Annotated in this window: 13 protein-coding genes; all 13 read left to right on the forward strand. The window is 46.0% G+C overall.

The features are described 5' to 3' along the window. Window positions 1-68: 68 nt before the first annotated feature. The 13 genes from AC58PV_RS07665 (at window position 69) to ald (ending at window position 14,066) form a co-directional block, all read left to right on the forward strand. On the forward strand, window positions 69-983 hold the full coding sequence (locus AC58PV_RS07665; RefSeq protein WP_497431675.1) for a DMT family transporter: 915 nt from the start codon (window positions 69-71) through the stop codon (window positions 981-983). Between the two features lie 142 nt (window positions 984-1,125). Further along, the gene (locus AC58PV_RS07670; protein ID WP_497431676.1) at window positions 1,126-1,812 is read left to right on the forward strand and encodes a chromate transporter; all 687 of its coding nucleotides are present in this window, start codon (window positions 1,126-1,128) and stop codon (window positions 1,810-1,812) included. A gap of 20 nt (window positions 1,813-1,832) precedes the next feature. Further along, complete coding sequence (locus AC58PV_RS07675) at window positions 1,833-2,375, forward strand: chromate transporter (protein WP_497431677.1); 543 nt, start codon at window positions 1,833-1,835, stop codon at window positions 2,373-2,375. A gap of 311 nt (window positions 2,376-2,686) precedes the next feature. Further along, complete coding sequence (locus tag AC58PV_RS07680; RefSeq protein WP_497431818.1) at window positions 2,687-3,292, forward strand: helix-turn-helix transcriptional regulator; 606 nt, start codon at window positions 2,687-2,689, stop codon at window positions 3,290-3,292. Window positions 3,293-3,308: 16 nt separating this feature from the next. After that, on the forward strand, window positions 3,309-4,112 hold the full coding sequence (locus AC58PV_RS07685) for a pyruvate, water dikinase regulatory protein (protein ID WP_497431678.1): 804 nt from the start codon (window positions 3,309-3,311) through the stop codon (window positions 4,110-4,112). A gap of 46 nt (window positions 4,113-4,158) precedes the next feature. Further along, on the forward strand, window positions 4,159-5,124 hold the full coding sequence (gene glpX, locus AC58PV_RS07690; RefSeq protein ID WP_497431679.1) for a class II fructose-bisphosphatase: 966 nt from the start codon (window positions 4,159-4,161) through the stop codon (window positions 5,122-5,124). Window positions 5,125-5,203: 79 nt separating this feature from the next. Then, entirely contained in the window at window positions 5,204-5,869 is a 666-nt protein-coding gene (locus AC58PV_RS07695; protein WP_497431680.1) for a hypothetical protein, read from the forward strand. A gap of 179 nt (window positions 5,870-6,048) precedes the next feature. Continuing rightward, window positions 6,049-7,134 carry a Gfo/Idh/MocA family protein gene (locus AC58PV_RS07700; RefSeq protein WP_497431681.1) on the forward strand — a complete coding sequence of 362 codons (1,086 nt, stop codon included), beginning with the start codon at window positions 6,049-6,051 and terminating at the stop codon, window positions 7,132-7,134. A gap of 153 nt (window positions 7,135-7,287) precedes the next feature. Next, the gene (locus AC58PV_RS07705) at window positions 7,288-8,070 is read left to right on the forward strand and encodes an SDR family NAD(P)-dependent oxidoreductase (protein WP_497431682.1); all 783 of its coding nucleotides are present in this window, start codon (window positions 7,288-7,290) and stop codon (window positions 8,068-8,070) included. A 529-nt stretch (window positions 8,071-8,599) separates the two neighbouring features. After that, complete coding sequence (locus AC58PV_RS07710) at window positions 8,600-9,721, forward strand: glycoside hydrolase family 88 protein (protein WP_497431683.1); 1,122 nt, start codon at window positions 8,600-8,602, stop codon at window positions 9,719-9,721. Next, window positions 9,714-10,874 (forward strand): DUF2264 domain-containing protein, encoded by a 1,161-nt coding sequence (locus tag AC58PV_RS07715; protein ID WP_497431684.1) that lies wholly within the window; start codon window positions 9,714-9,716, stop codon window positions 10,872-10,874. The genes AC58PV_RS07710 and AC58PV_RS07715 overlap by 8 nt, the downstream gene beginning before the upstream one ends. A gap of 298 nt (window positions 10,875-11,172) precedes the next feature. Next, window positions 11,173-12,828 (forward strand): PucR family transcriptional regulator, encoded by a 1,656-nt coding sequence (locus tag AC58PV_RS07720; protein ID WP_497431685.1) that lies wholly within the window; start codon window positions 11,173-11,175, stop codon window positions 12,826-12,828. A gap of 122 nt (window positions 12,829-12,950) precedes the next feature. Then, window positions 12,951-14,066, forward strand: a complete 1,116-nt coding sequence (ald, locus tag AC58PV_RS07725) for an alanine dehydrogenase (protein WP_497431686.1) — start codon at window positions 12,951-12,953, stop codon at window positions 14,064-14,066. Window positions 14,067-14,378: the final 312 nt, after the last annotated feature.

Here is a 14,378-nt window from a genome sequence, read left to right on the forward strand (position 1 = left end):
TTATAATTTGTAAATGGCATTCTCGTAAATACGTACCTAATGACAATGATAAGGAGATACAATTTTCTATGTTACAACGATCCCCATACTTTTTATTAATCTTAGCAACATGCATTTGGGGAGGAAACTTTGTGGCGGGTAAGTCACTTGTTTTACATATTCCTCCTATAACGCTCGCGACAGTACGCTGGGGTATTGCTTTCTTGTGCTTACTCCCTCTGTATGGCAAGGCTGCTTGGAAGTTGAAACATGAGTTGCTTGCGAATTGGAAAATAGTGATATTTCTCTCCTTGACAGGCGTAGCTGGCTTTAATTCACTTACCTATGTCGCAGTACAATACACGGGTTCAATCAATGCCTCTTTAATGAATTCAGCGACACCAATATTCGTTGTTCTCATTACTTGGGCTATTATGAAGGAAAGACTTGCCTGGTGGGCATTACCCGGAATTGGCGTATCGATCCTAGGTGTGTGCTGGATTATTAGTCAAGGAGATTTGTCGGCGCTGCTCCGCTTATCCGTCAATCGAGGTGATATGTTCATGTTGATTGCCGTCTTATGTTGGGCTTTATACTCGGTAGGAATGAAGAAAACGGCTGGACGGTTTCCAGCAAGTCCATTTCTGCTGGTTCAAGTAGCCGTTGCGCTTGTGGTATTGATACCTAGTTCTTCAATTGAGTGGATGATTCAAGCACCTGTTGTGTCTTGGAGCCCTGCCTTGGTCAGTGGGTTATTATATGTAGGTATCTTCGCGTCCATTGTAGCTTTCCTGAGCTGGAATAAAGCCATAGAGCTTGCCGGTCCGCAGCGGTGTGCAGGATTCCTCAACTTCATCCCCTTGTTTAGTGCCATCTTCGCAACCACCTTTACAGGGGAATCTTTGCAGCTCTATCATCTCTTGGGCGCCTTCTCCATCGTGTTAGGTGTCTATCTGACGAATCGAGCCATGAAGAAGCAAGTGCGCCTCATTTTATCAAAATGAATCATACTCTGCCTATATTTAGCATGTATTTGGGGGAATGTCCCCCAATATAAGCATTTGTTTGGAAAGGAATCACGATTATTGATTGGATTTTCCCTTAACTTTAGTTCAAAATGGAATTAAGTCAGGGGGGGTGATCAATATGACGGGAAGTCTTCTTTCTAAATGGATTCGGATATTCTGGGTATTTCTACGAATTAGTCCACTTACTTTTGGTGGTGGTTATGCGATGCTGCCTGCCATTCACCGCGATGTTGTCTATCGAAAGAAGTGGATGTCAGACACCGAAATGTCAGAGCTGCTGGCCATCTCCGGCGCAGCACCTGGTGGTGTAGGTGTGAATGTTTCGGCTTTGGTCGGTTATCGACTCGCAGGAGTTGCTGGAGCCATTACTGCGGTCATAGGAATCACAATTCCGACCTTCTTGATCGTGCTCATGCTAAGCATGCTGTATACTTGGCTGGAGCATTTTCCCAAAATGCAAGCCCTCATGGAAGGAATCCATGCTTCAATTATTGGTCTTATTGCGGCTGCAGCGTACAAAATGGCGAAATCATCGATCTTCGATCGGCTAACCCTTTATATCGCGGCAGGGACAGTAACTGTCATGCTCGTCGTTCAGGTCTCACCACTGGTGTTGATCGCTCTCGGCGTGGTGGTTGGGCTTATCGCAACTTATCTCAAGAATAAATGGGGTTTGATAAAGCCCTTTTGTAATAATGAAGGATCTAGTTCACAAACTGCAATTCCTGCTACGGCTGCATCGACACCGACATCGACAAGTGCTGACAACAAGACCGCTGACTGGTATATGGCGGATGGGATTTAAGGGATGAGGTGCAATGTAACATGCTATTTCAATTATTTCTCACTTTTCTCCAAATCGGACTCATTTCCTTCGGAGGCGGCTATGCCATGATGCCTGTGATTCAGGTTGAAGTTGAGGCGCATCACTGGATGACTTTGGATGAATTTCATCATGTGATTGCTTTAGCTGGCACAAGCCCCGGCCCCATTGCAACGAATAGTGCCACATTAATTGGCTATGAGACAGCAGGTATCCCAGGGGCTATCCTAGCAACCTTAGGTATGGTCCTGCCATCTTTGGTAATCATCATCCTCGTGGCTGTTTTCCTATTTCGTTGGCACGCTAGTCCATGGTTTACATCGTCCTTTTACGGCATCAAGCCTGTTGTGACAGGTTTTATTATTTATGCCGCGCTGCATTTTGGCCAGTCTACTTTTGGTACTGTGGAAGCAGGGGTCACGTGGAAACAAGTTGCCACACTGCTCATTGCTGGCGGTGCTTTTGTGGCAATCGTCAAATATAAGCTGCATCCTGTTGCGGTTATTGTAGGCGCCGGCGTGATGGGCATTGTTTTTTTCTTGTAGTTATGATGGGGAAAAGGTAGCAGCAAGCCATCCCTACCACGATTTTATCGAGTTAGGGAACGAAATCACGCCCCACGCCTAACCGACATACGGGCAATGTTCTTAAAACTACTTATCCCACATCCAAGCGGAAGGGGCGATAAGTAGTTTTTTTTAGGTGATAAATATTTCTTTTATAGGTAATAAACATCTTTATATTTCGGATAAATGTTATATAATGTACAATATATAATAAATAGAACATACTATATAACGGTAGTATATGGCTTTAGGAGGGATACATCATCGAACTTACGGCTCGCCAGATAGAAATTATTGATCTCGTCGGCAAATATGCGCCGATTGCTGGGGAACGCATTGCAGAGCTGCTAGGAGTTAGTCGACCGACGATTCGATCGGACTTAGCGGTATTAGTGATGTTACGGCATATTGATGCCAAGCCAAAGGTAGGCTATTTTCTTGGGACAGCAGCGCACGATGCCCATGTACCAAGCAAGTTGATTGAATCCGTCAGGGTGAAAGACGTGATGGGCATTCCAGTAGTGCTTCGAGAAACGGTAACAGTTAGTGATGCTGTTGTTGCTCTTTTTCTCGAAAATGTAGGAAGTTTGATGATTGTTAATCAGGAGGGTGCGCTTGCAGGCGTGGTTTCACGAAAGGATCTACTGAAGGTTACGTTAGGACATGCAACGGCAACGGCTATGCCAGTTTCGCTGGTAATGACCAGACAACCAAACATTATTACGGTCAAGCCTGAAGATAGTGTGCTAGAAGCAGCTCGCAAAATGATTCAGCATGAAGTGGACAGCTTACCCGTCGTTAAGGCAATAGTGGGCAGGGAAGGGCTGGAAGTGTTAGGCCGAATTACGAAAACAACAATGACCAAATTGCTGCTCGATGTAGCGCTAGGTACGTAAATCAGGGGGAAATTACATGGGAGAGAAGCTGCATACCATTTTCGTATGTTCGGATTCGGTAGGAGAAACAGCGAATACAGTTGTTCAAGCAACAATCCGGCAATTTAACGCAAGTCAGGTTGCCGTCAAGCGATATGGTTCCATTCGAACCGAAGATGAAGTTCGAGCAATTGTAGAAGAAGCTTCACGATTGAATGGATTTATCGCATACACGCTTGTATTGCCTGAACTTAGAGAAATGATGCGACAAGAAGCCATCCGATTGAATGTGAATGCGATTGATATCATGGGACCCATGATGCAAGCTTTTATTGACACCTTTAAGGATTCACCGAAGCGGAAAGTCGGGCTGCTTTATCAGTTGGATGAACAGTATTATCAACGGGTTGAAGCGGTAGAATTTACAGTCAATAGTGATGATGGCAAGGATCCTAGCATGATGAAACAGGCACATATCATCTTGTTGGGACCTTCACGAACTTCCAAAACACCGCTTAGTATCTACCTGGCGCACAAAGGATTTAAAGTATCGAACTATCCGTTAGTTCCAGAGGTTAAACCACCTAGTCTACTATTTGAGCTTGACCCGAAGAAGCTTGTCGGGCTGACGATGGGTGTGGATAAGCTAATCGGGATACGGACAGAACGACTGAAAGCCGTTGGTCTCCCTTTCGGGGCTAAATACGCGACGAAAGAGCGCATAGAGGAAGAAGTAGCTTTTGCCATGAAATTGTATCGAGAGTTGGGTTGTTCGATTATTGATGTGAGTGAGAAAGCAATTGAAGAAACAGCGGGGTTAATTTTGGCGGAAAGATCATAACGCATCAGTCAACGAATCAAACCAATTTCGAGAGGGTGGATCGCTTATGCACAGAGACTTATCGTTGGAGATCGTACGGGTAACAGAGGCGGCAGCTATTGCATCATCCAGTTGGACAGGGAAAGGGAATAAACATGATGCGGATGGAGCAGCTACTTCTGCCATGCGCGAATATTTTGGTGCTGTTCCTTTTCGGGGGACAGTCGTCATTGGTGAAGGTGAAATGGACGAAGCGCCTATGCTTTACATTGGTGAAGAGGTCGGAAGTGGCGTTGGACCTGAATTTGATGTAGCTGTTGATCCTTTAGAGGGGACTGATATCGTTGCAAGCGGCCGAAATAACGCCCTATCAGTTGTAGCTATCGCGGAGAAAGGCAATCTCCTTCATGCCCCTGATATGTATATGGCTAAGCTGGCTGTCGGGCCGCGATTGGCTGGCCAACTGAGTCTCGAAGATCCGCTCGAGCTGACCATTCAGAAAGCAGCAAGCATTCTGCATAAGGAAATTTCAGAGTTGACGGTTTCCATCCTCGATCGCAATCGGCATGCCGAGCATATCATGATTTTGCGAAGACTCGGGGTCAAAATATATTTACTGAGCGATGGCGATGTGGCCGGTGCGATGGCGGTAGCATTCCCAGAAACGGGGATTGATCTGCATGTAGGTTCAGGGGGGGCTCCGGAGGGTGTTCTTGCTGCAGCGGCATTACGTTGTATGGGGGGCGAACTACAAGGACGATTGCTTCCCGAGAATGAAGAAGAGCATCTTCGCTGTCTAGCCATGGGGATTACGGATCCATCGAAAGTCTTGGGTATGCGGGATCTTGTTGGCGATTCTGATATTATTTTCGCAGCTACGGGGGTCACATCAGGCGATTTCTTAAACGGTGTCAAATATGGTTGGGGCGGTCGTGCACAAACGCACTCGGTAGTGATGAGAGCGCAAACGCAGACAGTGCGTTTTATCCAATGCCTACACCAATTGCATGAAGAGCAACGCGGGAGCGCTTAACCTAATCAATTATGCTAGACATGTGCCAAGTTCCCCTCTGCATATACTTGAGTTGAGAAGATGCGAAAAGGGGGATAACATGAGCTTGTCTTCAATTGATTTTCTTTCCGTCGTCCGCAGCTGCATACCTGAGGAGGCCGAGATTGTCGTGCTGAAGCAGGAGGGAGATCCCGCGGCAATTCTTTACGCCGATGTGGATGGTGATGGGTTTCCGGAAATCACCGCCCTATATAGATATTTGGACCATCAATATTTATTTTCTTTAAAAGAGTACTCTGGCAATTGGTTTCCGATCGGGTCGGCATCGACAGGAAGGAACCTTGCGGTTAAAGATTTTGCGGCAGCCCCTATTTCTCGCCAAGAAGGCTGGGATGTCTTAATCGGTTGGGAGCGGGCAGAGGAACCTGTTGCAGAGTTGGATATTATTCAATGGACGCAGACAGGCTTTCAACGCGTAATTCCGCCTGGTACGACCTATTCACATTTGGAAATCGAAGATATGCCGACGCGGAATGGTCAGGATGGCCTTTGCGAAATCGCCTTATGGACGCAAGAGCAGGGTCAGGCGTACCGAGTAGAAACATACCGCTGGGAACCCTTCCGGCTTGTACCGACTAGTGATGTGCATGCGTACTATTTTCAAAAAGTTGCTCGCTACTACGAAAATTTAACGCAGGAACAGCCAAACGAAGGGCTATATCGGAGTTATTTGGAGGATGCTCAGAAAAGGGCAGGTAGCAGCTAAGTAAGTCTAAGTAAAAGCCAGGAGACATCTTCTCCTGGTTTTTTGTCGTGTCGTAATTTCTGAGTCTGATTGTCCGAAAGTTAGACTAAAAATAAGCGTTTTCATGTGCTACATTTAATAGAGTTGTCTAGATATCATATATGGTTGTTGCAAGGCAAAAACCTACTGGAGGTCTTCACATGTCACGTAAGTATCGAATTGGTATTATTGGTTGCGGTGGAATTGCGAATGGTAAGCATTTACCTAGTTTGAGTAAGTTATCCAATGTTGAATTAGTCGCATTTTGTGACATTATTCAAGAGAGTGCTGCGACTGCTGCAGCGAAATATGGGATTGAAGGCGCGCTAGTTTGCGAAGATTATAAAGAAGTTCTACAAGATGCTACGATTGATATCGTGCATGTTTTGACACCGAATATTTCACATGCTGAAATTTCTATTGCTGCTCTAGAAGCTGGCAAGCATGTAATGTGCGAGAAACCGATGGCGAAAACAGCTGAAGATGCGAAACGCATGGTTGAAACAGCGAAACGCACTGGCAAAAAATTGACGATTGGTTACAACAACCGTTTCCGTCCGGATAGCCAGCACTTGAAAAACGTGTGTGAAGATGGAGAGCTTGGCCACATTTATTTTGCTAAAGCACATGCGATTCGTCGTCGTGCAGTACCTACATGGGGTGTTTTCCTTGATGAAGAGAAACAAGGTGGCGGTCCGTTAATCGATATCGGTACGCATGCCTTGGATCTTACACTTTGGATGATGGATAACTATAAGCCGAAAGTCGTATTAGGTACGTCTTATCACCAATTGTCTCAAAAAGAAAACGCAGCTAACGCATGGGGACCATGGGATCCAAGTAAGTTTACTGTTGAGGATTCCGCATTCGGGATGATCGTCATGGAGAATGGCGCAACGATTATTCTTGAATCCAGCTGGGCTTTAAACACGCTTGAAGTTGACGAAGCGAAGTGCTCGTTGAGTGGAACAGAAGGCGGAGCGGATATGAAAGGCGGCCTTCGCATCAATGGCGAGAAGCACAGTCGTCTATACACAACCGAAGTTGATTTGAAAGCAGGCGGTGTTGCTTTCTACGACGGTAAAACGGAAAGCGCTGCTGATGTAGAAATGCGTACTTGGATCAATGCGATTGACCAAGATATTGATCCGGTAGTAACGCCTGAGCAAGCGTATGTTGTATCGCAAATCCTTGAAGCCATCTACGAGTCCGCTCGCACAGGCCAAGCTGTTTATTTAAACCAATAGTAGCGGCAAAGAAAAACCATGAGGATGTTAGGTTCTCGTGGTTTTTTCGTTACCTTCGTTCAGATGGAATTTGAAAAAAGGCGTTGTGATGGCGTATGCTTACAGTAGGTAGGTTGCCATTATTCTGTTATTGAGAGAAAGGAAGCGAACCATATGCATTTGGGCTTGCACAATAAGGTAGCTTTAATTACAGGGGGAAGCAAAGGGATTGGACTTGCTACCGCTATTTCTTTGTCCCGCGAAGGGGCGAAAGTGGCTATCCTTGCGCGAAATTCAGAGCAGCTTGAGGAAGCTGCGATTCAAATTGCCAATCTAACCGAAGGCGAAGTACTAGCCATTGTGGCAGATGTGACATCGGAAGCGGATTGTCAGCGAGCGATTGAAGAGACGGTTCAACATTTTGGCGAATTACATATTCTTGTGAATAATGCAGGGACAGCTGCTGCTGCACCATTTGAACAGGTAGGATCGGCTGTGTGGCGTCAAGATTTGGAATTGAAATTATTCGGGGCGATCCATTGCTCACAATTTGCGATTCCACATATGCGAGAAGCAGGTGGAGGTTCGATCATAAACATTACGACGTCCGCAGCCAAAACACCTCCAGCCTCATCACTCCCGACATCGGTTAGCAGAGCGGCTGGTTTGGCATTAACGAATGCAATGAGTAAAGATTTGGGCTCTGCACAGATTCGGGTCAATACCGTATGTATTGGGACAATCCGCAGTGATCAGATCGAGAAAGTTTGGAAAAAAGTTGCACCTGACCTCACGTGGGAAGAGTTTGCAAGTGATCCGCGGCATGATATTCCATTAGGCCGTATTGGGAATGCGGAGGAAGCAGCGAATGTGATTACCTTTTTGGCATCTGATGCCGCTTCCTATGTAACAGGGACCTCTGTGAATATTGATGGTGGAAAAGGCGCAGCCTTATAGAAGTTCAAATAAGTTCTCAAATACAAATAAGTTCAAATGCAACAAAGCCTATGTCTCTCCGATAACGGAAAGCCATAGGCTTTGTTCTTCTTCTATGTTTCTTAGGGAAATGGATTGGATTACGCTCTGCGTTTCTTTCTTAGATACCAGACGATCTCAGAGATAGCGTCCCGGATAGAAGTATTGTGGTGAAAGGCGAATGTGATTGTCATAAGCAAGAAACCTCCCTAACACTGAAAGAATGTCATGCATGAATAGTATTACGTAAGGAAATCGATGTTGGTTCTATTTTTTTTTAGAGGGAAAAGCCTATTTTTTAAGAATAATCTAATTAAAGATTTGCTTTAGATATCAGCAGTAACATGGAGGCAATGGTTTCGTCCAAAAAGGATAGCAAAATCGTTAATTTTACTTGACAGGTTAAACGTTTCAATTTAATCTAAATATGAGTGTTAAACGTTTAACACGCTCGTGAAAAATGGAGCAGGTATTGAGCAACCTATTACAAGGGATACGGAGTGATTCTATCATGTGGAAACAAGCTATTGAGGATGCTTTGCAGAAGACGAAAGTGAATATTGAGCGTTTTGGGGATCAGTTCCCTCATGTTAGTGAGAACGATATTTATCATTTGAATCCGAATACCGATTGGACGGATGGCTTCTGGTCAGGAATTCTGTGGCTGAGCTACCAGTATAGCGGTGACAAAGTATTCCAAGAGGCTGCACAGAAAACGGTTGCGAGTTTTAAAAATCGACTAGAGAATCATGTTGGATTGGATCATCATGATATTGGATTCTTATATTCCCTTTCTTCCAAAGCACAATGGATCCTGGAGAAGGATGAGAACGCGAAACAACTTACTTTGCAGGCTGCAGACGTGTTGATGAAACGTTGGAGACCGAAGGGCCAATATATTCAAGCTTGGGGTCCTGAAGGCGATGAGCACAATGGCGGGCGGATCATTATCGATTGTTTGTTGAATCTTCCTTTGCTTTACTGGGCATACGAGCAAACAGGAGATGCGAAATATAAAGAAGTCGCGATTATCCATGCGGATCTATCGCGCCGCTACTTGGTACGTGGTGACGATTCATCGTATCACACGTTCTATTTTGACCAAGAAACAGGTGAACCACTGCGTGGTGGAACGCATCAAGGTTATCAAGATGGATCTACTTGGACAAGAGGACAAGCGTGGGGAATTTACGGGTTTGCGCTTTCTTATCACTATACCAAAAATCCGCTGTATCTAGAGACAGCTAAACGGTTAGCACGTTATTTCTTCGAGCGTTTGCCAGAAGACGATGTTGTATACTGGGATTTCAATGCGCCAGTTAATGCCGAAACGAAACGAGATAGTTCAGCTTCAGCGATTGCATCTGCAGGGGCTTTAGAGATTCTTGAGCATTTGGCAGCGGATGATCCAGATCGTGCATTCTTGGAAGATGGGGTACAACGTTCGATGGCAGGACTTGTGAAATCCTACGCAACAATTGGCAAACCGGATGCACAAGGTCTCCTTGAGCGCGGTTCTTACAGTGTTCGCGGCGGCGCTGCACCGGATGATTATGTGATTTGGGGCGACTACTACTATCTAGAAGCTCTGCTTCGTTTGGAAAAAGGATTCAAGGGGTATTGGTATGAGTAATTCACAATCGGCTGTGGCAACAGATCGCGCCTATTGGGTTCAGACGATGCATCGCATCGCTGAGCCTGTCCTTCGGGCGCTAGCAAACAGACAACTTAGAGCCACAATGCCAGTTGAATGTAAAAAAGAAGAGCAACACGCGTTCACGCATCTCGAAGCGTTCGGTCGTACGCTCGTCGGAATCGCCCCTTGGCTAGAGACGCCAGCGTTAGATACTGAGGAAGAGCAGCTTCGTCAGGCGTACGTCAAGCTCGCCCAAGAGGCGATGGATGCGGCAACGGATCCAGAGTCTCCGGATTTCTTGAATTTTGCGACGGGCATGCAGCCAATCGTGGATACCGCATTCTTAGCGCACGCCATCCTGCGTGCACCGAATACGCTGTGGCACAGCTTGGACTCCCGTGTTCAAAAGAATCTTGCTGCCGCGATGAAAACGTCACGGACGCGTAAGCCAGGTTTCAACAACTGGCTGCTCTTCGCAGCAATGACAGAAACTGCGCTAGGTGTCATGGGCGAAGACTGGGACCATATGCGTGTTGACTTTGCTTTGAAACAGCATGAACAATGGTATCTAGGCGATGGCATGTATGGTGATGGCGTGGACTATCATGCGGATTACTATAACAGCTTTGTTATTCAGCCAATGATGGTGGATATCATTGAGCATGTGCATGAGCTATATGGGGATTGGGGCAACATGCGCGAGAACATTCTGAAGCGCGCGCAACGTTATGCGGCCGTTCAGGAGCGCATGATTTCACCTGAAGGCACTTTCCCAGCGATCGGCCGTTCGTTAGCTTACCGATTCGGAGCTTTCCAAGCGCTGGCCCAGACATCACAGCGACGTGAGTTGCCTGTTGGTGTACAGCCAGCTCAAGTACGCGGAGCTTTGACGGCCGTCATACGCCGTTTGATTGAAGCACCAGGTACTTTCGATGAAGGCGGTTGGCTGCGGATAGGACTTTGCGGACACCAACCGGAGCTAGGCGAGCCTTATATCTCAACAGGAAGCTTATACTTATGTTCGGCGGTGTTTCTACCGCTAGGCTTGACAGCGGATGATGAATTCTGGCAAGGTGCGGCTGTACCGTGGACCTCCCAGCAAGTGTGGTCAGGTCAGACGGTTGCGATAGACAAAGCGATATATGAATAGATTTATGCCTTTCCTAGCACGTACACGTCCCGATGGGATGGGTGCGTGCTTTTGTTTTATAAGCGTTGATTGTACACCGCTAGCTCTGATTTCCGGGAGCTGGCGCTTTTTTCGTAAGTGAAGTTAGTGATTAGATGTGAGAACAGGAGTGTGAATCCTTCATGATTTTCGTGTACACTTGAGAAGTAACTAGCTTGATTGAAAACCTGACAGATATACACAAATACTATGATGGTAAGATTGTGGATAACTTTGCGAGAAGCGAAAATTGAGAACGAGCAGAGAGAAGTGAGTTTACATGCATCAGAACTATCAATTAACCGTTGAAGAGGTACTGGAACGTCCGACTTTTCAACATGCCTATATCGCGGCTGGCAAAATGGGTTTAGGACGATTAGTCCGCTGGGTTCATATTATCGAAGTGAGCCAATTTGAAGAGCTGCTGCAAGGTGGCGAGATGATTCTAACGACGGGTGCCGCCTTCAAGAACGATACGAAATCGTTCATGACCTATTTGGAGCAGCTAATCCACAGAAACGTAACCTGTCTTTGTATGGAGATGGGACACTATATAAGTTCAGTTCCTCAAGATTGGTTGGACGCTGCTGAGGATCACGATTTCCCACTCATTATTTTCCCGGAAGCGGTTCGATTTATCGATATCACGCAGGATATCCATGCCCATATTATTAATCAGCATCATAAAGCGCTTCAGGATTTGGAGAAAGTATCGCGTGAATTTCATCGCATGACGTTGTCTTCCCAAGGTGTCACGCATGTACTTGCTTTGTTGCAAAGCAGCACCAAAGGTCAAGTCATTTATGTGCCAATTGATGCACAGCCGAAATTCACTCCGCCTCTTGGTAAATGGGAGTCAGCGAAATGGTTGGATTTCCTTGCTTCCCAAAATAGTGAAAGTAGGTCTGGCGAAACAGGAGCAGGATTGTATTTGGAGGAGATAGAGGGCCAATCTGTTATCGTTCAACCTGTTGGCGCAATGGGCAAAACATGGGCACACATTCTGCTCGTGCTTGATCGTAAGCCGCAGGAATATGAGTATTTAATACTTGATTCAGCTTCCCTGTCAATTGCACAGGACTTGTTGCGGAAACGGTATATGGAAGAACGAAAATTGTATTCGCAAACCCTGTGGGTGGATGATTTGCTTCATATGCGCATACAAGAGGAGGAGCAGATTAAGGAACTGATCGGTACTGAATTTAAACGTCTAAATGCGCTGGTTTATCAGGTGGTTCTGATCGAATTTGAGCAGGAACAAGAAGAAGATCTGACTGCGGAAGATGACGGGATTGAATCGATGGGGCTACACTTGTCGCTTGCGGCTAGATCGGTTTTTGAAGGGGGGCTATTTCATCCCATCATTACTTTGAAACATAACAGACTTGTCGTTCTCGCCTTCGATAAGGCTCCTAAGAAGCCAGCCAAAGAGCGCTTGCAGCATGTACTTGCATCTCTTCAAGGAATGAAGGATCACGCAGGAGCTCGACTCAAGATCGGGATTGGGCAGCCGAATCATAGCTTCTTACAAGCGCATCGCAGTTACCAAGAGGCACTCCAAGCGCTGTCAGTAACCGTTACGTTACAGCAGAAGAATGTGATGTTTTATGATGAGTTAGGCGTATTCGAGCTATTATTTCATATCGCGGACAAGGAAATTCTTGCGTCATTCGTGCGCTCCTACCTCGGTCCACTCATTGATCACGATACCTTAAAAGGCAGTGACTTGCTGCGAACACTGAAAGTGTATCTGGATCATGATGGGTCGAAGCAAGTTGCTGCGGGGCAACTGTTTATCGTGCGGCAATCGCTCTATTATCGTTTGGACAAAATTGAAGAACTACTTGGCTCCGATTATATGCATCCTGAGAAACGATTGGCACTTCAAGTGGGAATCAGAGCTTATCAGCTTCTATATCCGGAGAAGAAATTGTGAAAAGAAAATACGTGGTTTTTTGACAATATGTCTAATGGCATATACCAAATTCTCTCTTATACTTGGAAACAAGTAGAGAGCGATCCTTACATGAAGGGATCCTCAAGAGAGGTTGATGGGGCATGATTATAGGCGTTCCTAAAGAAATTAAAAACAACGAATTTCGCGTTGGCATGACACCGAGCTCGGTGCTTTCATACAAACAAGCAGGACATGAAGTAAGGGTCGAAACGTTGGCCGGACATAGTATTGGATTCAAGGACGAGGATTATTTGGCGGCAGGTGCGACAATTGTGGCAACCCCAGGGGAGGTTTGGTCATCGGAGATGGTCGTCAAAGTGAAAGAACCACTACTCGAGGAATATGGTTTCTTTCATGATGGATTGATCTTGTACACGTATCTGCATCTAGCTCCTGAAGCGGAATTAACACATGCCCTTGTTAGTCAAAATGTAACAGCCATCGCTTATGAAACGATCCAACTTGATAACGGCAGCTTACCGCTCTTAACGCCGATGAGTGAAGTGGCTGGGCGTATGTCTGTGCAGATCGGTGCCCATTTTCTAGAGAAGGCGCATGGTGGTAAAGGCATACTGCTAGGTGGTGTCCCTGGTGTTGAACCTGGTAAAGTCGCAGTGATCGGTGGTGGCATTGTCGGTGCGAATGCGGCGAAAATGGCCATAGGCCTCGGAGCTGATGTGACCATTGTCGATTTGAATGCCGATCGACTTCGCCAATTGGATGATCAATTTCACGGTCGTGTGAAAACGATTATGTCCAATCCATACAACATTGCCGAAGTCGTGCGACGTGCGGATCTCGTTATTGGCGCAGTACTGATTCCTGGTGCCAGAGCACCTCGTCTCGTGACAGAGGATATGGTTAAAACGATGAGCCCCGGCAGTGTAATCATCGACGTTGCCATTGACCAGGGTGGATCGATCGAGACGATCGACCGTATGACAACCCATGATCAGCCAACCTATGTGAAGCATGGGGTCATCCATTATGCGGTAGCCAATATGCCGGGAGCCGTTGCGCGTACTTCAACTTTGGCGTTGACGAATGTAACGACCAGCTATGGTTTGCAAATCGCAGGGAAAGGCTTCGCGCGTGCCGCACTTGACAACAAAGCCATCGCCAAGGGGATTAATGTGGCACATGGTCATGTGACATATCAAGCCGTCGCTGAGGCTCATGGTTATACGTACACGGATATATATTCGCTAATCCAATAATTTAAAAGAACCTCCAAGCGTTAGACACAATCTAACATTTGGAGGTTCTTTTTTTGATACCGCAAATAGATGGATTTTCTACATGTATTTGATGCGAAATTGCATTGAAATAGTAATTAGATGTATTTTATGTAGGTAATTCCAGTTGATTTGGCTGAATTGATCGGAATGGAGGAAATTAACTACATATTTTACATTTAATCTAAATTATACGTGAGAAAATGAGCTAAATAGATGTACAAATTCCATTTAATCTGACTCTGGTGGTTTTAGGAGTCGGCCAGGAGCCCACGGCACTAGCTCAACTTCGCA

The organism is Paenibacillus sp. J22FR83 (assembly GCF_059691955.1).

Coding starts and splice junctions, on each gene's coding strand:
- AC58PV_RS07665 (WP_497431675.1), top strand. CDS start 69: ATGTTACAACGATCCCCATACTTTTTATTAATCTTAGCAACATGCATT.
- AC58PV_RS07670 (WP_497431676.1), top strand. CDS start 1,126: ATGACGGGAAGTCTTCTTTCTAAATGGATTCGGATATTCTGGGTATTT.
- AC58PV_RS07675 (WP_497431677.1), top strand. CDS start 1,833: ATGCTATTTCAATTATTTCTCACTTTTCTCCAAATCGGACTCATTTCC.
- AC58PV_RS07685 (WP_497431678.1), top strand. CDS start 3,309: ATGGGAGAGAAGCTGCATACCATTTTCGTATGTTCGGATTCGGTAGGA.
- glpX (WP_497431679.1), top strand. CDS start 4,159: ATGCACAGAGACTTATCGTTGGAGATCGTACGGGTAACAGAGGCGGCA.
- AC58PV_RS07695 (WP_497431680.1), top strand. CDS start 5,204: ATGAGCTTGTCTTCAATTGATTTTCTTTCCGTCGTCCGCAGCTGCATA.
- AC58PV_RS07700 (WP_497431681.1), top strand. CDS start 6,049: ATGTCACGTAAGTATCGAATTGGTATTATTGGTTGCGGTGGAATTGCG.
- AC58PV_RS07705 (WP_497431682.1), top strand. CDS start 7,288: ATGCATTTGGGCTTGCACAATAAGGTAGCTTTAATTACAGGGGGAAGC.
- AC58PV_RS07710 (WP_497431683.1), top strand. CDS start 8,600: ATGTGGAAACAAGCTATTGAGGATGCTTTGCAGAAGACGAAAGTGAAT.
- AC58PV_RS07715 (WP_497431684.1), top strand. CDS start 9,714: ATGAGTAATTCACAATCGGCTGTGGCAACAGATCGCGCCTATTGGGTT.
- AC58PV_RS07720 (WP_497431685.1), top strand. CDS start 11,173: ATGCATCAGAACTATCAATTAACCGTTGAAGAGGTACTGGAACGTCCG.
- ald (WP_497431686.1), top strand. CDS start 12,951: ATGATTATAGGCGTTCCTAAAGAAATTAAAAACAACGAATTTCGCGTT.